Annotated in this window: 15 protein-coding genes; 9 read left to right on the top strand and 6 right to left on the bottom strand. The window is 56.3% G+C overall.

Annotated features, from left to right (window positions below; genetic code table 11):
- Positions 1–79: 79 nt before the first annotated feature.
- Both nudC and murI read left to right on the top strand, forming a co-directional pair.
- The gene (nudC, locus tag QPM17_RS05300) at positions 80–901 is read left to right on the top strand and encodes an NAD(+) diphosphatase (protein ID WP_285389393.1); all 822 of its coding nucleotides are present in this window, start codon (positions 80–82) and stop codon (positions 899–901) included.
- On the top strand, positions 898–1,746 hold the full coding sequence (gene murI, locus QPM17_RS05295) for a glutamate racemase (protein WP_285389392.1): 849 nt from the start codon (positions 898–900) through the stop codon (positions 1,744–1,746). The genes nudC and murI overlap by 4 nt, the downstream gene beginning before the upstream one ends.
- Here the strand turns inward: murI and QPM17_RS05290 are convergent.
- The 4 genes from QPM17_RS05290 to QPM17_RS05275 all read right to left on the bottom strand — a co-directional run bounded on the left by QPM17_RS05290 (position 1,724) and on the right by QPM17_RS05275 (position 7,851).
- The gene (locus QPM17_RS05290) at positions 1,724–2,731 is read right to left on the bottom strand and encodes a DUF2156 domain-containing protein (protein ID WP_285389391.1); all 1,008 of its coding nucleotides are present in this window, start codon (positions 2,729–2,731) and stop codon (positions 1,724–1,726) included. The two genes, murI and QPM17_RS05290, sit on opposite strands and share 23 nt — an antisense overlap.
- 50 nt (positions 2,732–2,781) lie before the next feature.
- Positions 2,782–3,435 carry a class I SAM-dependent methyltransferase gene (locus tag QPM17_RS05285; RefSeq protein ID WP_340366176.1) on the bottom strand — a complete coding sequence of 218 codons (654 nt, stop codon included), beginning with the start codon at positions 3,433–3,435 and terminating at the stop codon, positions 2,782–2,784.
- A gap of 239 nt (positions 3,436–3,674) precedes the next feature.
- The gene (locus tag QPM17_RS05280) at positions 3,675–5,849 is read right to left on the bottom strand and encodes a GGDEF/EAL domain-containing response regulator (protein ID WP_285389389.1); all 2,175 of its coding nucleotides are present in this window, start codon (positions 5,847–5,849) and stop codon (positions 3,675–3,677) included.
- A 22-nt stretch (positions 5,850–5,871) separates the two neighbouring features.
- Complete coding sequence (locus QPM17_RS05275) at positions 5,872–7,851, bottom strand: HDOD domain-containing protein (RefSeq protein ID WP_285389387.1); 1,980 nt, start codon at positions 7,849–7,851, stop codon at positions 5,872–5,874.
- Between the two features lie 313 nt (positions 7,852–8,164).
- On the opposite strand from QPM17_RS05275, the gene QPM17_RS05270 reads away from it, so the two are divergent.
- The 4 genes from QPM17_RS05270 to QPM17_RS05255 all read left to right on the top strand — a co-directional run bounded on the left by QPM17_RS05270 (position 8,165) and on the right by QPM17_RS05255 (position 14,198).
- Positions 8,165–9,478 carry a MinD/ParA family ATP-binding protein gene (locus tag QPM17_RS05270; protein WP_285389385.1) on the top strand — a complete coding sequence of 438 codons (1,314 nt, stop codon included), beginning with the start codon at positions 8,165–8,167 and terminating at the stop codon, positions 9,476–9,478.
- 240 nt (positions 9,479–9,718) lie between these two features.
- A complete protein-coding gene (locus QPM17_RS05265) occupies positions 9,719–11,257 on the top strand; it encodes a fatty acyl-CoA reductase (RefSeq protein ID WP_285389384.1) in 1,539 nt (512 codons plus the stop codon).
- A gap of 284 nt (positions 11,258–11,541) precedes the next feature.
- The gene (acs, locus tag QPM17_RS05260) at positions 11,542–13,488 is read left to right on the top strand and encodes an acetate--CoA ligase (RefSeq protein ID WP_285389383.1); all 1,947 of its coding nucleotides are present in this window, start codon (positions 11,542–11,544) and stop codon (positions 13,486–13,488) included.
- Positions 13,489–13,532: 44 nt separating this feature from the next.
- Positions 13,533–14,198 (top strand): LuxR C-terminal-related transcriptional regulator, encoded by a 666-nt coding sequence (locus QPM17_RS05255; protein ID WP_285389382.1) that lies wholly within the window; start codon positions 13,533–13,535, stop codon positions 14,196–14,198.
- Positions 14,199–14,362: 164 nt separating this feature from the next.
- Here QPM17_RS05255 and QPM17_RS05250 read toward each other — a convergent pair whose 3' ends face one another.
- Positions 14,363–15,343, bottom strand: a complete 981-nt coding sequence (locus tag QPM17_RS05250) for a D-2-hydroxyacid dehydrogenase (protein WP_285389381.1) — start codon at positions 15,341–15,343, stop codon at positions 14,363–14,365.
- A 259-nt stretch (positions 15,344–15,602) separates the two neighbouring features.
- Here QPM17_RS05250 and QPM17_RS05245 point away from each other — a divergent pair, with 259 nt between their 5' ends.
- Genes QPM17_RS05245 through QPM17_RS05235 form a run of 3 tightly spaced genes read left to right on the top strand, consistent with a single transcriptional unit; the run spans position 15,603 to position 17,609 of the window.
- Entirely contained in the window at positions 15,603–16,829 is a 1,227-nt protein-coding gene (locus tag QPM17_RS05245; RefSeq protein ID WP_285389380.1) for a pyridoxal phosphate-dependent aminotransferase, read from the top strand.
- 5 nt (positions 16,830–16,834) lie between these two features.
- Complete coding sequence (locus QPM17_RS05240) at positions 16,835–17,026, top strand: CPXCG motif-containing cysteine-rich protein (RefSeq protein WP_285389379.1); 192 nt, start codon at positions 16,835–16,837, stop codon at positions 17,024–17,026.
- 13 nt (positions 17,027–17,039) lie between these two features.
- Entirely contained in the window at positions 17,040–17,609 is a 570-nt protein-coding gene (locus QPM17_RS05235) for a YceB family lipoprotein (RefSeq protein WP_285389378.1), read from the top strand.
- 1 nt (position 17,610) lies between these two features.
- Here QPM17_RS05235 and QPM17_RS05230 read toward each other — a convergent pair whose 3' ends face one another.
- Positions 17,611–18,762, bottom strand: coding sequence for an isocitrate/isopropylmalate dehydrogenase family protein (locus QPM17_RS05230; protein ID WP_285389377.1), 1,152 nt, complete (start codon positions 18,760–18,762; stop codon positions 17,611–17,613).

The following is an 18,762-nucleotide window of genomic DNA, read 5'->3' as shown; positions in this document are numbered from 1 at the left end:
ACATGATGTCGTTCAGTTGTATTGCGCCGGTATGATACATTTCCAGTTCTGACTTCATGATAGCTGCAGGATCCGGATTATGGCGATATGGACACCCGGTTGGTCGACAAAAGCACCCGGCGAAGATGACCTTGTGCTGACCATCTCCGGTGATGCAGTTCTGAAACCGGATACCGGGTGGCTCCATGAATGGAAGCCCGTGTCACCATTTGCCGCGAGTGGCACTGACGCGGTTTACGTCGGGCAGTGGAATAACCGGAACGTTTACGTTGCAGAAGCCGATGCGGAGGCTCTTCCCGGCAAGCCGGAGCCGGTGCCGCTTAGAGACGCCCTGTTGATGATGGAAGACGCCCCGGCAGATATGCTGGGGACTGCTTTCCAGGTTTACCAGTGGTGGCGGGACCACCGTTTTTGCGGTCGCTGTGGTGGGGTTACCGGCCTGCACCGCCTGGAGCGGGCAAAATGGTGCGAAGCCTGCAGTATCCCCTGGTACCCAAGGGTCGCGCCCTGTGTGATCGTGGTTATCCGCCGGAACGATCATATGTTGCTGGCCCGTTCCTCACGGGTAAAACGCCACTTTTTCAGCCTGATTGCGGGCTTTGTGGAACCAGGCGAGAGTATTGAAGCGGCCGTGGCCCGCGAGGTGAAAGAGGAGACCGCTCTGGATGTGAGCAATATCCGTTACCAGGCATCCCAGCCCTGGCCATTCCCTCATCAGCTCATGCTGGGCTTCTTTGCCGACTATGCCGGTGGTGACCTGGTGTTGCAGGAGGACGAGATCGCCGAGGCAGACTGGTACCGGCCCGGCGAGCTTCCCCCCGTGCCGCCCTCGACGACCATTGCTGGCCGTCTGATTGATGCAATGGTGCGGGAAATCAGGGGGGAGGGGACGCAACCGTGAAAACGCCCAGGGTGCTGGTATTCGACTCCGGTGTCGGCGGTTTGAGCATTGCTGCCTGTATCCATCAGCAGTTGCCGGCAGTGAAACTTCTTTACCTGGCCGACAATGCCGGCTTCCCCTATGGTAATCAGCCCGAATCGGTGGTTGTTGAGCGCAGCCAGTCGTTGATCTCAGCCGCGATAGACGAGTTTCCCTGTGACATTATTGTGGTGGCCTGTAATACCGCAAGCACGGTTGTGCTTCCACACCTGCGGGCAATGACCTCCATCCCGGTTATCGGGGTTGTTCCAGCTATCAAGCCCGCTGTTGCGATATCGACCAATCGTCGCATCGGTGTGCTGGCAACCCCGGCGACGGTGAGGCGCTCCTATCTGATGGACCTGATCAGAGAATTTGCCGATGGCTGCACCGTTGAACGTCTCGGTCATCCGGATCTGGTCTACTGGATTGAGCGCCTTGTGACCGGCGTTCCGATCCCTGAAGAGTCGTTGTCCAGGGCATTGCAGCCATTTCGTGATGCGGGAGTGGACACGGTTGTGTTGGGCTGCACCCATTACCCACTGATCAGTGACCTGTTAAGGGTACATCTGCCCGGGGTAAAACACTGGGTGGATTCAGGTGATGCCATTGCGCGTCGCACGGCCTGGCTTCTCGAAGAGCAAGGTTACTCCGTGGATAGTCTGAAGCATCCGTTCAATGCGGCACCTCTGGAAACAACTCTGTTCACTGGGAAGGCACCCAGTGGGCTTGGCTCCTACCTGGGCCGGTTAGGCCTGGGGAGCGCGGAAATCCGGGGGTATTGGCCGGCAGCCGTCGAGGGGGTTACAGCAGCCGGGTCAGTTTGAACATAGCCAGGAATTCCAGCGCAGGCAGTGAACGGCGGTGGCAACAATAGGTCTTGAAGTTGTCGCCCCGGAAACGCGACTTGGTAAACTCCAGCCCCTTGAAGTTGTAGAGGAAATTTCCCTTTTCATACAGACCGTGCATGATGCGCTTTAGCAGGCGGCTTTCCTGGTGCTCGGTGGCCTGGTCCAGTGACAGTGGAATCAGACCCAGATCCAGGTAGGGCACGCCTTCGTCCTTGAACACGTCCATGGCGTGTGCCATCAGAGTGTAGAAGATACCCTGGCGGAAATCGGCATTGGCTCTGGAAATATTTGGCACATAGCTGATGATTTCGTTGTTGCGGTAGATGGGGTCAAAGTAAATAAAGCCCACTGCCTTGCCATCCTGGTATGCATAAAAGTGACGCTCGTTTTCGCGGTAGTCCATCTCCATCGGTCGAATCAGGAAGCGGATTTCCTTGCTCTTGCACTTGCGGGTTCTGATCCAGGCGTCGGATATTTCTCTGGTATGGTCGTCGCTGAAGCGTTCTTTAACAGTGATGCCGTTTTTCCTGGCCTGGTTCAGGGCTGTGCGCAGAATCTGTTTCTTCTTGCCTGTCAGCGACCAGCTTTGCAGATTGATGCGGGACTCGCTGCCAAACTGGGTGCCAAACAGACCGAACCGACGATGGAGATAGTCCACCACAGGTTTCGACACCTGGATATAACAGGCGTTGGGGAAACGTTGGTGGAATTTCTCCAGAATCACCTCAAAGTGCTCCGGTGCGCTGACCGGGTCAGACAGGACAAAGGTGCCGCCCCACTTGCGCATGTAGGCCAGATAACCGATGCCGGGAACATCGAAATACTGCATCCCCGGTTGTAGCGTTGAAAACGACTGGGAATGGGTACCGTACTTTTTCAGGTAGCCGACACGTTCCGGGAAGGTGAACACACCTTCGTCCAGTGATTGAATTCCGTCGAGTGAAAGAATCTGGTCTGACATGGTGTTGTTCCCCCCTTTTGTTATTGTGAGATCGGCGCGAGGACCGCTAACTACGTCTGTTTCTGTCCCAGAATTGACCAGTAGCAGTTCATGTTCAGCAGTTTGAAGTGCTTCTTCTCGGTAACCTGCAGACCAAGGCGCTGCATGTGCTCGGGGTAGTTGTAGATCTTGTGGAAGGCGTTGTTGGCGAACAGCCAGAAGATGAAGACAGCCATGTACCAGTACATCTTCTTGAACAGGCGGGCGACAATGTTGCCGGTGGGATAGCAGAAGTCGCCCACCACAACTTTCGCATTGGCTTTGCCCAGGCGGATAAGGTGCTCCAGAACCCGCACCATCATGTCTTCGTCAAATACGTTGAGGAAGAAGTTCGCCACCACCATGTCGTATTGTTCGAGCTCATCCACCTTCATGATGTCGCTGTGAATACGGCGGATGCTCAGGTGTGGGGCTTCTTTTTCCTGGGCCTCTGCGAACTTTCGCAGCATGGTTTCGGACAGATCAACGACGGTTACATCCGCACCCAGTTCAGCTGTACGTATGGCATCACGACCGTGGCCGACACCGGCAAACAGGATGCGGTCACCGGGCTGGACGGTTTCCACATCGAGCATGGCGGTCTTGCAGCGGTGGATGTTCCTGCCGCTGTAAAGGTTGCTCAGAAAATCGTATACCGGACCAATATATTTGTATTTATCGTGCATGGTGACTTCTGCCTGTCCATATCCTGTGGATGCTTCCATCGTTGTTGTGATGGTTGTTTCACCGAGTGGTGAATCCAATCGAAGCGCCTATGGATTTGAGCTTAGAGAAGCCATCGGGGGAATTATGTGCAGTAATGCGCATTTCCGGATACATAAAGTAACGAACAGCAACACTTTGCAAACCAGATCAACATTTTAGATCTGACTGTCCGACAATGGAGTATCGGTTTTATGGAGGGTCAGAATGCAACGGCGCGGACCGGTATGTGGCCCAGAGTTTTCTCGATAACGTCAGCCGGCCGTGCCGGGCCATAGAAGAAGCCCTGAACCTGATGGCAGCCAAGGCTTTTGAGATAGGCAAGCTGTTCGTCGGTCTCTACGCCCTCAGCCACAATTTCCAGTTTCAGGCCGTGGGCCATGGCAACGATGGCATTGACGATACAGGCGCCGTCTTCACCGCTACGAATGGCCTTGACGAACGACTGGTCAACTTTAAGGGTGTGGATGGGTAGACGATGGATGTAGTTCAGGGAGGAGTAGCCGGTGCCAAAATCATCAATGGCAATCCTGACGCCTAAAGCGGCCAGTTCCCGGAGTTTCTGGCTGATCTGCTCAAGATCGTTCATGATCACGTTTTCTGTAATCTCGATTTCCAGGTTTTGTGGCGGGAAGCCATGGGCCTGGATCTGGTCCATCAGAGTTTCTACGAATCGCGGATGCTCCACCTGTACCGGTGACAGGTTGACCGCCAGCCGGAGATCACTGTGACCATCGCGGATCCATTGCCCGACATCGCGGCAGGCCTGGTCCAGTACGCATTCGCTGAGTTTGCCAATCAGCTTGGTTTCTTCCGCCAGGGGCAGGAAGTCGCGAGGATACAGCAGGCCCCGTTCGGGGTGTTGCCAGCGCACAAGGGCCTCAAGGCCCACTATCCGGTTGCTGGACGAGCAAACCTGGGGCTGGTAGAACACCCGTAGCTCATCTCTTTCCAGCGCCAGCCTCAGGTCCCGTTCCAGGTTCAGGCGGTTGGCCGTGTCGATACTCATACTCTCGGAGTAGAAGCGGTACCCATCCTTTCCCCGGGCCTTCACGTGGTACATGGCGATGTCGGCGTTCTGGATCAGGTGGTCCATCGACTCACCTGCTTCCGGGTAGATGGCAATGCCGATACTGACACCAACAAATACTTCGTGGTCGCCCAACTGGAAGGGCGCGCGCAGGGCTTTTATCAGTTTCTTGGAAATCTGCCTGGCATCTTCGTGACTGTGGATGGAGGGAAGGAGCAGCGTAAACTCATCACCGCCAAAGCGGGATAATGTGTCGCCCTTACGGAGGCAGCGTTCGAGCCTCCGGGTAACCGCCTGTAGCAAGCGGTCGCCCATGGCATGACCCAAGGTGTCGTTGATGACCTTGAAACGGTCCAGGTCCAGGAACATAACCGCCAGTTTCTGCTCGCTGCGGCGGGCGTGGGTGATGGCCAGATCCAGGCGGTCCTTGAACAGGGCGCGATTGGGTAGTCGGGTCAGCAGGTCGTGATAGGCCTGGAAGTTGATGAAGGCTTCTGCTTCCTTGCGCTCGGTAACATCCCGGGCAGTACCGTAATATCGGGCTTCCCGGCCTCCGTGTTTGCCACTCGTTGCGTTGGAGTGGGGCCAGGTTTCAGGGTCGATGGGAAAAGCCGTGATCTCGAAGTGCCGGTTGGCCTTGCGGCTTCCCCGGGTTTTAAGCCGTATTTCCAGAGTGCGCGGGTTGTCCGCGGAAATGTTGGGGCCTTTCAGCGCATAGGTGCCCCTGGCAATGTCCCGATCATCCAGGATATGACGAAAGTGTCGTCCAAAGAGTTCAGCGGGCTGATAGCCCAGCAGGCTTTCAATCTTGCTGTTTACAAAGCAGAAATGACCGTCGCCATCGAGCATGAAAACAATATCGGGAGAGCTGTTTACGATGTAACGGTGGAGCTCTTCCGATTTCTCCAGCCGCATGCGTATGTGCTCATGGGCGCGGATCAGTGAACGCTTTCCGAGCACGCCGTTGACGGTGGCCAGCAGTTCTTCAGGGTCGAAGGGTTTGCGGATGTAATCCAGCGCTCCCCGTCGCAGAGCCCTGCTGACGGAGCTGAACGAGCTTTCTCCACTGACAACGATAACGCCGCAGTCCGGCTGCTGCGAGGCGAGCCGTTCCATGACATCGAATCCGTCCACATCTGGCATTCTCAGATCCACCATTGCCAGATCAAAGGCTTCCGATTCGAGCATGCGGTAAGCATTACGGCCCCCCTGCGCCTCAGTGACCTCATATCCTTTGCCGTTGAGCAGTGATGCCAGACTGGACAGCAGTCTCTGATCGTCATCGACGACAAGAATGCGTGCCTTTGCGCCGTTGTCGGAGATCCATTCGGTGCTCGAAGGTTTCATTTTTTATGCCCGTCGCTTTTCGTCATTCGTCATCGTTATTTTTATTTGCCGCCGAGGGGAACAGAATTCGGAATGCTGTCCCTCCACGCCCTGTGCGGCAATTGATGATGCCCTCCATGTCATCAATGAGTTGTTTGACTACGCTCAGGCCCAGGCCGCTGTGCCCCTTTCCCTTCGTGGACCGTACCGGAGAAAACAGGCTCTTGCGGACGTCGGCAGGAATTCCTTTGCCGGTATCCGCTATCTCCAGTTCAACCCAGGTTTTTCCGCTCTGCCAGACAGGAGCCAGTGTGTGAATAAACACATCGCCACCATCCGGCATGCTCTCAGCTGCATTGCGAACCAGGTTGATAACCACCTGCCGGATAACTGCGCCTGGTACTGCCACATCCGTCGATTCGTCACAAAGATCCAATGTCAGCGTTTTGTCGTCGCCGCTGAACAGACTGTCGTCCAGAAGATCCCGTAGCTGTCGCAATTCGTCATTCAGGTTGCAGGACCCTGCAGACTCCGGCGAGCCATAGTCCGGGGCGCGGCTGATCTGCAACAGGAGATCGCCGGCCCGGTCAAGTTCGTCCCGTATGACATCCAGCTCTTCCTGAACTTCACCATCATCAAGGCGGTTTCGTAACTGATATATGTACTGCCGGATAATGGTCAACGGATTGCTGACTTCGTGAACCTGTCGTCGGATGGTATCCCGGGCCAGTTCCGCTTTAATCTTCTCCTGGCCATCGCCACTGCCGGCCAGCATCGTGGCGACAGCCTGGGACAGCTTATCGCTGAATAGCTGCCCCAGCTCCTCAGTCTGTGCGGAGTTGTCTTTGTCAGTACCAACGGCAAATACCCCGGCGCACTGCTCATCACCTTTGACAGGAATGGCAACCAGAGAGGGCGTTTTCAGCAAGGACAGCAGTTGTCGGTCCAGAATAGTTGGCAAGCGGCCTTCGAGGCAGAGAGCGTCACCACTGGTAAAGGCTTCCGTCAGCACACTGGCTGCGGGCCCGATGGCAACGGTGAGATCGGGAGTATCTCCGTTGCTGGCGGACAGAAGGGTCAGGCCATCACCGGCCTGACCGAAGTATAAAGCGGGAAGGCCGGTGATCAGCGTGAGACTGTTCACTGTAGCTGCAAGGCATTCCTGGGCGCTGCCGCGAATCGGCGACAGATCCAGCGCCTGGCTTGCCATGGCCTGTTTCAGTACTGTCTGCTTGAGTCTGCGGTTGGAGGCACTGGCATCGTACTCATCGGATAGCGGTATGCCCAGCGACTCCGCCACACCGTTTACTTCCTGATCGATGCGACGTTTGATCTCCCGCGTCAGTTCCTCGTTCAATCCGAAGATGGTACCTGCCGCAGCGATACCCGCTGCATCGGACAATGCCAGCCGAGTGGCAAGGCTGATGATTTTGACCAGGTGGCCGGCATCGCGGATTTCGGTTGGTATGGCTTGCTGATAGCGCATCGCGTCGGCGGCCATGGGGCCCAGCCCCCAGGAGCTCACCAGTTCGGCAGCGATATCGGCCTGGTGGTCAAAATAATACTGTTGAGTGTCGCCCGGTGGCGTTTTAAGGGCGATCAGTTCCCCGACATTGTGCAGCATGCCAAGCATAAAGGCCTGATCCGGCTCAGCGTACCGTGTCAGGGTTGCCAGTGCGCGGGCTGTCAGGGCTGTGGTCAGGGAGTGTCGCCAGAAGTCCCTGAGCTGCTGCCACTGGTCTGCACCCAGTTCGTAGAGAATCTGGCGTAGTGCGGCTGTGAGCACAAGGGTATGGAAGCGCCGTGTTCCGAGCCTGAGCAGGGCCTGGTCTATTGAACGGGTCTCAGCAACAGGGCCGTAAAGCGCTGAGTTGGCCAGGGCCAGAACGCGGGATACCAGCGCAGTATCGGCAGAGACAATGTCACTGATCCGGCGGTAGCTCTCATCCTGATGACAAGCTTCCAGCGCCCTGAGGGTCACCTCCGGGAGACTTGGTAACTGTATGTCAGGGGCAAAATCCATAAGCCTGTCTGCGTTCAATACCTGATTAATCGTCAGTTTATGACGGCTTGTTCATAAAACGTCCGGTCTGAGCTTAGACAATAAACTGCACTTATTAAACACTTGTAGTTCCTTTTTTAGACAGAGTATTACCCGCCTTGTGATGTGTGTAAACTTTTTACAGATAAAATGTAGTCGATTCATCATTTTTGGTGGGTTGGATACCACCTTTTTGGCTACAGTTCGAACCCAGTCCGGGTTACACTTTGACCAGTGCATAGATCTTCCCGGATTTGTGTCAGTCAACGGATCAGACGGCGCGAAATGAGAATTCATGACGGACTCGCTCAATAGCAGGCAAAATCAGAACCAACCCAGAACGCTTGCCATTACCGGTGGCAAGGGTGGTGTGGGCAAGACCTCTGTTGCACTGAATCTGTCCCTTACCCTCGCCCGTGAGGGTCACAGAGTTCTGTTGCTGGACGGTGACACCGACCTTGCAAACGTCAGTATCATGCTGGGGCGTTATCCGACCCGGACGCTGGCGAATGTGATGGCGGGGGAGTGCGGTCTGCGAGACGTCATTATGGAGGCAGAGTGGGGACTGCACATTATTCCCGGTGCCTCTGGTGTGGAGCAGTGTGTAGAGATGGCGGCGGATGAGAGTCTGCGGGTACTCAGGGCGCTCTCCCGGCTCGAGAAGGACTACGACTACATCATCACCGATACCGCCTCCGGGTTGCAGAAAACCGGAATGCACATGATTGCAGCGGCCGAGCTGGCGTGTGTTGTGGTCACGCCTGACCCGGCATCGTTGACGGACGCCTTTTCGCTGATCAAGCTGCTGATTCGTCGTGGATATCGAAGAACGCCCAGTGTGCTGGTTAACATGGCCCAGGGGGCCAGTCAGGCAAGATCGGTCTTTCAGCGCCTTGATGCCGCCGCTCAACGTCACCTCGGAACACAGCTGCATTATCTTGGAGCTATCTGGCGGGACGAAACGCTTCGCCAATCCGTGTTGAACCAGCACCCGGTAGCGCTGATGCCGGCATCGGATCCTTCCTGTCGCCAATTCCGCACGCTGTCCGATATGCTGAATGTTCGACTGGGACAGCTCCCTCCAAGAAAGTCCGGTATCGCTGCGTACTGGCATCGGGTTTCAGCAATGCCGGCTGAACCGTCTGCAGCCAGGGAGAGTCAGAAACCTGGCCCAAAACCGGACCCTGTTGCTGAATGCAAGCGGCTGATAGCCGATATTGGCGAAGTGCTGGCCAATAATGAGGACGCGTCTCTGCTGCGTTATGAAGCGTTTAATGGTTTCTTTGCACTTTTGGGGCGCACAATGGATGCCGACACGATTGAGATTATCCAGACCGGCCTGGCATCTCTTGACTGGGATCGGCTGGACAGGGAACAGCGTGGGCACCTGGCTACCCATCTCATTCATATCGCCAGCCAGATTGATCCGGGGTCAGCCCGGCATGAACCACAGCCGGAAACTCCGAAAAGGGAAAGAGAACCCTATTACGACCGCATCAGCTTTGGCGAGCAAAGCAGGCTTGTGAGGGCGCTCAAGGAGCAGCCTTCCAATATATCTCTCGACCAGTTGTTGCGGTCCCTGGCGGATACTGACAGGAATGGATCCTGACCACCTTCCCTGGCGACATTGCTTGCCCGGATCACCCTATTCTGGTGTCATTTTATTTATGTTTTTTGTAGCGTAACTTTGCGCTGTGTCACCGCACTGTAATGGCGTCTGTGCAAATATTAACCTCATATCCTGGAATCGTGGCCCGCAAAATGCAGTGGCCAATGGAACCTTTATTCTTAATCTGAAATCCACTGCACTTTTATGGCTGCACAGTGACTACGAGAAGGAGTTCACGCCATGGTAAAACAGCAATCACAAGCCGGAAATTCAGCGTCCGGTGTACTTGAGCAGCTTCGCGGCAAACACGTACTGATTACCGGCACTACCGGTTTTCTCGGTAAGGTGGTGCTGGAAAAACTGATTCGTGCCGTGCCGGACATTGGCGGAATTCATCTTCTGATACGGGGCAACAAGCGTTATCCGGCAGCCCGGGAGCGCTTTAACCACGAAATAGCCAGCTCGTCGGTATTCGATCGTCTCCGCCATGAGGACAACGAAGCCTTCGAGAACTTTCTCGAGGAGCGGGTTCACTGCATTACCGGTGAAGTGACCGAGTCACGTTTTGGACTGGCACCAGACCGCTTTCGGGCGCTTGCGGGCCAGGTGAATGCGGTTATCAACTCCGCCGCCAGCGTTAACTTTCGGGAAGAACTCGACAAGGCCCTGAAGATCAACACTCTGTGCCTTGAAAATGTGGCTGCTCTGGCAAGACAGAACGGTAAAATGGCGGTGATACAGGTATCTACCTGTTATGTAAATGGCAAGAATTCCGGGCAGGTAACCGAGTCTGTCATCAAACCCGCGGGCGAAGCCATACCACGCAGTACCGATGGTTACTTTGAAATCGAAGAGCTTGTGCACCTTCTGCAGGACAAGATTGCCGATGTCCGTGCCCGTTATTCCGGCAAAATGCTTGAAAAGAAACTGGTCGACCTGGGTATTCGCGAAGCCAATTACTATGGCTGGAGTGATACCTATACCTTTACCAAGTGGCTTGGCGAGCAGCTGTTGATGAAGGCCCTGGCGGGTCGGTCTCTTACCATTGTGCGTCCATCCATCATAGAGAGTGCCCTGGAAGAGCCATCTCCTGGCTGGATTGAAGGTGTGAAGGTCGCTGATGCCATTATCCTGGCCTATGCCCGTGGCAAGGTATCCCTGTTCCCCGGCAAGCGCAGCGGCATCATTGACGTAATCCCGGTGGATCTGGTTGCCAATAGTATCATCCTGTCTCTCGCCGAGGCGATCACCGAGCCTGGTCAGCGCAGGGTCTACCAGTGTTGCAGTGGCAGTTCCAATCCGATTTCACTGGGCCAGTTTATCGACCATCTGATGGCTGAGGCGAAAACCAATTACGCCGACTATGACCAGCTCTTCTATCGCCAACCCACCAAGCCGTTTATTGCCGTAAACCGCAAGCTGTTTGACGTTGTGGTGGGTGGCATGCGGTTGCCGTTATCCATCGCCGGAAAGGCGCTGAGGCTGGCAGGCCAGAACCGGGAACTGAAAGTTCTGAAAAACCTGGACACCACCCGGTCGCTGGCAACCATTTTCGGATTTTATACCGCGCCGGATTATGTTTTCCGTAATGACTCACTGATGGCACTGGCTTCCCGTATGGGCGAGCTGGACCAGGTGCTGTTCCCGGTGGATGCGCGCCAGATTGACTGGCAGCTGTATCTGCGGAAGATTCACCTGGGCGGTCTCAACCGGTACGCCCTTAAAGAGCGGAAGCTTTATAGCCTGCGCGCCGCCCAGCCGCGCAAGAAAGCGGCCTGACATCCGAAGAACGAGGGATCCCTGCCCCCCGGGGATCCTCTTTTCACTTGTTGTTTCTGTCAGCGGGTCTATGCTTTGTGGAAGGCCCCGGAACAACAGGGTCGCCCCTTGTGAAACGGTCATTTTGGCTAAAAGTGCTGGCGCATTAGGACGTTAGTCTAATTCATTGTTCACTGGCACGCATGTTGAACTATGGGTATCCGTCTTCAGGGCTTATTTTTGCCCGCACGCTCTATCTTACAAAACCGATAATGACAACAGACTCTGACTAAAGGGGGAGCACAATGACTCACAAACAGGTTTATCCGGTAACCCCGGACGTGGCCAAACGGGCCCTGCTAAACCGGGATCAATACGAGACGATGTATCGCCAGTCCGTTGATGATCCGGAAACCTTCTGGGCCGAGCACGGCAAACGCCTTGACTGGATCAAGCCGTTCACCAAGGTAAAGAATACAACCTTCGATTACGACAATCTTTCCATCAAGTGGTTCGAAGATGGCCAGCTCAATGCGGCTGCCAACTGCCTGGACCGGCATCTGGAGAAACGCGGCGACCAGACGGCGATTATTTTTGAGGGCGACGACCCCGCCGATTCCCGCAATGTGACCTACCGCGAGCTGTACGAAGAAACCTGTAAGTTTGCCAACGTCCTTAAAGATCAGGGCGTGAAGAAGGGCGATGTGGTTACTATCTACATGCCTATGATTGTTGAAACCGGTGTTGCCATGCTGGCCTGCGCCCGAATTGGCGCGATTCACTCTGTTGTTTTCGGTGGCTTCTCGCCAGAAGCACTTGGCGCCCGTATTGCCAACGGCAAGTCCCGCTTTGTCGTCACCGCCGATGAAGGCGTTCGCGGTGGCCGAAAGATTCCGCTGAAAAAGAATGTGGACGCCGCATTGAACAATGAAGCCGGCGCCAATGTGGATAAGGTTATTGTGGTCAAGCGCACTGGTGGCGACGTGCCCTGGAACGACGGCCGCGACCAGAGCTATGAAGAGCTGATGAAGGGTGCCTCGACGGACTGCCCCGCGGAACCCATGAATGCCGAAGATCCACTGTTCATGCTGTACACCTCCGGTTCTACCGGCGCCCCGAAGGGCGTGCTGCATACCACCGGTGGTTACATGGTCTATACCTCCATGACCCATGAATACGTGTTTGATTACCACGATGGTGACGTCTACTGGTGTACGGCAGACTTCGGCTGGGTGACAGGCCACAGTTACATCCTGTACGGACCACTGGCTAACGGTGCAGTCACTGTGTTGTTTGAGGGCGTCCCCAACTACCCGGACACCTCTCGCATGGGGCAGGTGGTGGACAAGCACAAGGTCAACATCCTGTACACCGCGCCCACCGCGATCCGCGCCCTTATGGCGGAAGGCGAATCCTGCATGGACGGTACTACCCGTGAGAGCCTGCGACTGCTGGGCTCGGTGGGTGAGCCCATCAACCCGGAAGCCTGGGAGTGGTACCACCGCGTTATCGGTAACAGCAAGTGCCCGATCGTGGACACCTGGTGGCAGACCGAGACTGGCGGCATCCTGATTTCTCCGCTGCCTGGCGCCATTGATCTGAAGCCAGGTTCCGCAACGGTGCCGTTCTTCGGAGTGAAGCCGGCTCTGGTGGATAACGATGGCAACATCCTGGAAGGCAAGACCGAAGGTAATCTGGTGATCCTGGACAGCTGGCCAGGTCAGATGCGCACCATCTATGGTGACCATGAGCGCTTCAAGCAGACCTATTTCAGCACCTATAAAGGCATGTACTTTACCGGTGACGGGGCCCGCCGCGACGAGGACGGTTATTACTGGATTACCGGCCGGGTAGACGACGTGCTGAACGTGTCCGGCCACCGCCTGGGTACAGCCGAGGTGGAAAGTGCCCTGGTAGCTCACGACAAGGTCGCCGAGGCGGCCGTAGTAGGCTACCCGCATGAGATCAAGGGGCAGGGCATCTATGTCTATGTGACCCTGGTTCACGGTGAAGAGCCTTCAGACGAGCTCAAGAAGGAGTTGGTACAGTGGGTGCGCAAGGAGATTGGCCCGATTGCATCTCCGGACATCATCCAGTGGGCGCCTGGACTGCCGAAGACTCGTTCTGGCAAGATTATGCGTCGAATTTTGCGTAAGATTGCGTCAAACGAGCATGATCAGCTGGGCGACACCTCCACACTGGCGGACCCGGGTGTGGTGGATGATCTGATCAGCGGTCGTGGTAACAAGTAAGGCCTGCTTGTGATCAGGCTGTGTACCTGTGAGGAATCTGTTGAATGACACAAACCATTATCGTCGCCGATGATCACCCGCTGTTTCGTGCAGCTCTGAAACAGGCGGTCAGTCAGGCGGTACCTGATGCCGGAACAGTTGAAGTAGACAGCATCAAGGCGCTGCAGGCGGCGGTAGAGTCGCATCCGGATGCGGATCTGGTTCTGCTGGATCTGAATATGCCGGGCGCCCATGGTTTCTCGGGGCTCGTGTTCATGCGCGGCCAGTACCCGGGTTTGCCGGTGGTGGTTGTGTCAGGGTCAGAGGAAATGCAGGTAATGCGTCGTTCGATCGACTACGGGGCGTCTGGCTTCATTCCGAAGTCAGCGCCCTTGCCGACGATTACCCAGGCGATTCAGGCAGTCCTGGAAGGGGATGTCTGGTTGCCAGAGGGCGTGGCGGACAAGATCGAGCGGATGCATTCGGACATGACGGACTTTTCCGAGAAGCTGGCGTCCCTGACGCCGCAGCAGTTCCGTGTACTGGGCATGCTGGCTGAAGGTCTCCTGAACAAGCAGATTGCCTATGACCTGGATGTGTCGGAAGCAACCATCAAGGCACATATCACGGCAGTGTTCCGGAAGCTGGGGGTTCGTAATCGGACCCAGGCAGTGATTGCGATCCAGCAGATGGAGATTGATCCCTCGGATACGTCGTTGTCTGGCAGCTGAGCGGTCTGAAGGGCTGGCTGGTTTGTCGGATTACGGCGTCGCCTAATCCGACCTACGTTTCCGGGCCTGCTTCTTTTGTAGGTCGGATTAGGCAAAGCCGTAATCCGACACCTCACTCACAGGCATATCCCAAACACCTCACTCACAGGCATACCCCAAACACCTCACTTCTTGGCATACCCCAACTTCTTGTCCACGAAATTGAACAACTCCTGGCCCTTGTGCCACCGGTCCAGGTTCTCCAGGAACTGATCAGTCAGCGCCCGCTTCCAGCCAATGAAATCACCGGACATGTGCGCCGTCATAATGACGTTCTCCATATCCCAGAGCGGATGATCTGCAGGCAGCGGCTCTTCCTCAAACACGTCGAGGGCAGCGCCGGCAATGTCACCGTTGTTCAGTGCGGTAATCAGATCGTCGGTTTTAACCACCGGGCCGCGGCCAATGTTGATCAGGCGGGCGGATTTGCGCATGGCCCTGAACGCTTTTTCATCGAACAGGCCTTCGGTCTGGGGGGTGAGGGGAGCGGCTATGACCACGAAATCTGCAAGCCCCAGTTGTTCTGTCAGGTCATCGTTGCCGTGCACTGCGATAAAGTCCGGATCATCGTGGCGCGGCTTGCGTGCGATACCGTGGGGTTTCAGTCCGGCCGCCTTACACAACCGGGCGATCTGGCCGCCGATGGAGCCGGCGCCAACAATCAGAACCTGTTTGCCTTCGGCTCGCTCGGTGTCCCGATGCTGCCACTTGTGCTCAGCCTGCAGTTTCAGTGAGCGCGGAAAATCCTTTGCAAACATCAGGATCGTGCACAACACGTATTCGGCAATGGTGCGGTCAAAAATGCCCCGGGCGTTGGTAACCACCACATCGCCTTCAATCAGCTCTGGGAACATCAGGGCATCAACGCCGGCGCTGGTTGCGTGAATCCATTTCAGCCTATCGGCCGAAGGCCAGGCGGCGGCCAGCGCCTCGGTGCGGAAATCCGTCACCATCATCACATCGGTGCCCGGCAGGGTTTCCCGCAGAGTGGGTTCATCCGAGGCAAAGCGGACTTCAGCCCGTGCCCGCAGTGCGTCCATGCCAGGAGGCTCTTTCTCTCCGGGTGCTGTCAGAACGGTCACAACCGGTTTTCTGTGTTGGGTCATCTGTCCTCCGTCAAAGCTGTTTGTCCGCGTCCGGTCGCGGGAATCGACAGTCCGGATGTCTGTATGACAGTCTGGTATCTGAGGTTGAGCCGGTCAACCTGAGCCTTTATAGGATAAAGGTCGTAGGCCCTGATATGACGGCGATGAAAGGGTTTCGCCGTAGCATATGAATCTTTCTGTTTTATGTCTTGTACGCCCCCCCTTTACTGACTAACCTGCAGGGGTAGCTACTCTTTTTGCCCTGTTTCAGGAGGTGTTTATGGCAGAAGCCGCCAATAAAGAAACCGGCCAGACCAAACCGCGTAAAGTGAAATATCGCAAGAACAAGGCCAGTTGGAACCCGGCGATGCAGGCAGTTCCGGTGCCGGGCATTCGTCGCATGGTGAATATGGCGGCCACCATGAAGGATGTCATTCATCTTTCCATTGGTCAGCCGGATCTGCCAACACCGAAACATGTCATTGATGCCTATATCGATGCCCTGAATGCGGGGCAGACCGGGTATACCATGGATGCGGGCCTGCCGGAGCTGCTGGTGGCGCTGCGGGATTATTACGGCGCCAAATACGATCGCAAACTCACCCGTGACAATATCCTGATCACCAGCGGCGCCACCGAAGCCATGTATCTGGCGATTTCGGCGACTTCTGCGCCCGGGCGGCAGTTCATTGTGACGGATCCTTCCTTCCTGCTGTATGCACCGCTGATCCGCATGAACGGCGGTGAAGTGAAGTTTGTTCCGACTCGTGCGGAAAACGATCACCAGCTGGACCCCGATGAAGTCATCCGGGCCATGGGGCCGCGTACGTTTGCCCTGATTCTCAACAACCCGAATAACCCCACCGGCGCCGTGTACCCCCGCAGTACCATAGAAACAATCCTGGAGGAGTGTGCCTACCGTGGTATCCAGGTTTATGCGGATGAAGTCTATGACCATCTGATTTTCGACGATGACGACTTCGCCAGTGTACTGAACTGCTCGATGGACCTGGACAACATCATGTGCATCAGCAGCTTTTCCAAGACATACAGCATGGCGGGCCTCCGGGTAGGCTGGGTGATTTCAAGCCAGGCCGCCATCAAGTCCCTGCGCCGGCTTCACATGTTCACGACCTCGGTAGCGAACACCCCCTCGCAGTTTGCCGGGGTAGCGGCGCTGACCGGCGACCAGCAGTGCGTCAGGAACATGGTGGACATCTACCGTGAACGCCGTGACAAGGTAGTGGAACTGATCGATCAGACCCCTTACATGACCGGTTACAAACCGGGCGGCGCCTTCTTCGCGTTCCCGGACCTGCCGCCCCACGTTGATGGCTCGGATCTGGCCCTGAGAATGCTCAAGGAGACGGGGGTCTGTCTGGTGCCTGGCGACGCGTTTGGTGAAGGCTGTACCAATGCCGTCCGTATCAGTTTCTCCACCACCTGCGAGAAACTGGACGAAGCGTTCGACAGGATCATCCCCTGGATGGCCAAGCAGCAGTTCTGACCGTCATGTCGGCCCTGGACTCTGTGCTTGTACAATGTCCCTACTGCTGGGAGACGCTGGAAATCAGCGTCGACCCTTCCGTGGCTGAGCAGGAGTACGTAGAAGATTGCCAGGTATGCTGCCAGCCCATCGTGGTTCATGTAGTCCTGGACGAAGACCTGACGCCAATCGTGGATGTCCGGGCCGAAAACGAATAAGGAGAGTTCCCTGATGTTCACCACGCCGTTCCGCCTGCTTTCGGCACCGGTTCTGTTCGCCCTGGTATTGCTGAGCGGTTGTGCCAGCCTGTCTCCATATTCCATTTCCGAAGCAACACTGGAGCGACACCTTCAGGACACCGTCAGTGAGTTTGATCGCAAGCAGTTGCAGAGCGGTTCACCACTGAGTATGAGTCTGAGCAATGCAGATATCACACTCGGGCCGGACGGTCGTGATGTGGCGGTGATTGACCTGCGTGGCCAGGTATCCCTTAATGCGCTGATGATGAAACTGCCCGTGGATATTGCCCTGAAAGTGGAAGGGGCGCCGGTCTATGACAGCGAGGAAAGGGCGATCTATATCCGTCGCCTGCAACTGCTCGAAAGCAGTATTGATTCGTCGCTTTTCAAGGGGGACCTGAAGCCTGTAACAGATACTGTTATGCGGGCTGTTGCCCAGATGCTGGAGACCATGCCGGTGTACCGGCTGGATGAAACTGACTTCACCCAGCGGATGTTAGGAATGGTCCCCGTGGGCGTAAGGGTAGCACCTGGTCGGCTTGAGTTTGTTATGGAGGAGTAGTCTATTTCAGCCGGTCGCGAACCGCCTTGCCGATCTCCTGCGTACCTCGCGTGGTACCGGCATTCTCCGCCAGGTCCGCAGCCACGGCGTCGTATAGCTCCCGTCCCGCAGCCGCTATCGCCGGGTTTTTCCTTCCCAGCCATTCCAGCATTCGCGCCGTGGTGAACAGCATGGCGGTGGGGTCCGCGAGGCCCTGCCCGGCAATGTCCGGCGCGCTACCGTGGGTCGGTTCGAACATGGAAGGCATGCTGGGATCATCCGGGTTCAGGTTGCATGAGGGCGCCACCCCCATGCCGCCGGATAGTACTGCTGCCAGATCGGTCAGAATGTCCCCCTGCAGGTTGCTGGCTACCACCACATCAAAGGCCCAGGGAGCCTGAACAAACTTCATGCAGGCTGCGTCCACCAGCTCATGGTGTGTTGCCACGTCCGGGTATTGCTTTGCCAACTCCTCAAAGGCTTCGGTGTACATATCCCCCCAGTAACGCAGTGCGTTGCGTTTGGTGACGATACACACCTGGCTCTCGCAGGTTTTGCCATCCCTTGTGTGGAAGTGGCGGGTTTTACCTTCTTCGGCACGGGCTGCCGCCCGCAGACGGGCCTGTTCGAAACCATAACGGATAATCCGGTCGGTAGCCCGACGGGTGAATACCTCCATCTGGGTGGCCACTTCGTCCGGCGACCCCTTGCGGAGTCGGCCACCCTGGCCCACGTACTCGCCTTCACTGTTTTCACGGATTACCAGCATATCGATGTCTTTGGCGCGTTCATCAGCAAGGTACTGGCGGGCGCCCGGCAGAAGTCGGGCCGGTCGTTCGCAGACCCACTGGTCAAAGCCTTTGCGCATATCCAGCAGTGGCGCGAGGGAGATACTGTCCGGCAACAGGTAGCGGTCAGGATCGTCGACAGGCCCCGGGTCCCCCAATGCTCCCAGCAAAATGGCATCGTACTGTTTGAGCTGGTCAAGGGCGTCTGCCGGCATGGACTCCCCGTTTTCCTCATGCCAGGCGTGGGATGGCCAGGGGAAGCGGGTCCACTCCATGGGAAGATTGTGGCGGGATCTCAGTGCTTCCAGGCAGTGCACCGCCTCGGCAACCACTTCAGGGCCGATACCATCACCCGGTGTGACAGCAATACGGATTTTCTGGGCCAT

The organism is Marinobacter azerbaijanicus, from assembly GCF_030250645.1.
In the GTDB taxonomy this organism is placed as follows: domain Bacteria; phylum Pseudomonadota; class Gammaproteobacteria; order Pseudomonadales; family Oleiphilaceae; genus Marinobacter; species Marinobacter azerbaijanicus.
This window is presented reverse-complemented; position numbering and strand designations above follow the sequence as displayed.

Coding starts and splice junctions, on each gene's coding strand:
- nudC (WP_285389393.1), top strand. CDS start 80: ATGGCGATATGGACACCCGGTTGGTCGACAAAAGCACCCGGCGAAGAT.
- QPM17_RS05290 (WP_285389391.1), bottom strand. CDS start 2,731: ATGTCAGACCAGATTCTTTCACTCGACGGAATTCAATCACTGGACGAA.
- QPM17_RS05285 (WP_340366176.1), bottom strand. CDS start 3,435: ATGCACGATAAATACAAATATATTGGTCCGGTATACGATTTTCTGAGC.
- QPM17_RS05280 (WP_285389389.1), bottom strand. CDS start 5,849: ATGAAACCTTCGAGCACCGAATGGATCTCCGACAACGGCGCAAAGGCA.
- QPM17_RS05275 (WP_285389387.1), bottom strand. CDS start 7,851: ATGGATTTTGCCCCTGACATACAGTTACCAAGTCTCCCGGAGGTGACC.
- QPM17_RS05270 (WP_285389385.1), top strand. CDS start 8,165: ATGACGGACTCGCTCAATAGCAGGCAAAATCAGAACCAACCCAGAACG.
- QPM17_RS05265 (WP_285389384.1), top strand. CDS start 9,719: ATGGTAAAACAGCAATCACAAGCCGGAAATTCAGCGTCCGGTGTACTT.
- acs (WP_285389383.1), top strand. CDS start 11,542: ATGACTCACAAACAGGTTTATCCGGTAACCCCGGACGTGGCCAAACGG.
- QPM17_RS05255 (WP_285389382.1), top strand. CDS start 13,533: ATGACACAAACCATTATCGTCGCCGATGATCACCCGCTGTTTCGTGCA.
- QPM17_RS05250 (WP_285389381.1), bottom strand. CDS start 15,343: ATGACCCAACACAGAAAACCGGTTGTGACCGTTCTGACAGCACCCGGA.
- QPM17_RS05245 (WP_285389380.1), top strand. CDS start 15,603: ATGGCAGAAGCCGCCAATAAAGAAACCGGCCAGACCAAACCGCGTAAA.
- QPM17_RS05240 (WP_285389379.1), top strand. CDS start 16,835: ATGTCGGCCCTGGACTCTGTGCTTGTACAATGTCCCTACTGCTGGGAG.
- QPM17_RS05235 (WP_285389378.1), top strand. CDS start 17,040: ATGTTCACCACGCCGTTCCGCCTGCTTTCGGCACCGGTTCTGTTCGCC.
- QPM17_RS05230 (WP_285389377.1), bottom strand. CDS start 18,762: ATGGCCCAGAAAATCCGTATTGCTGTCACACCGGGTGATGGTATCGGC.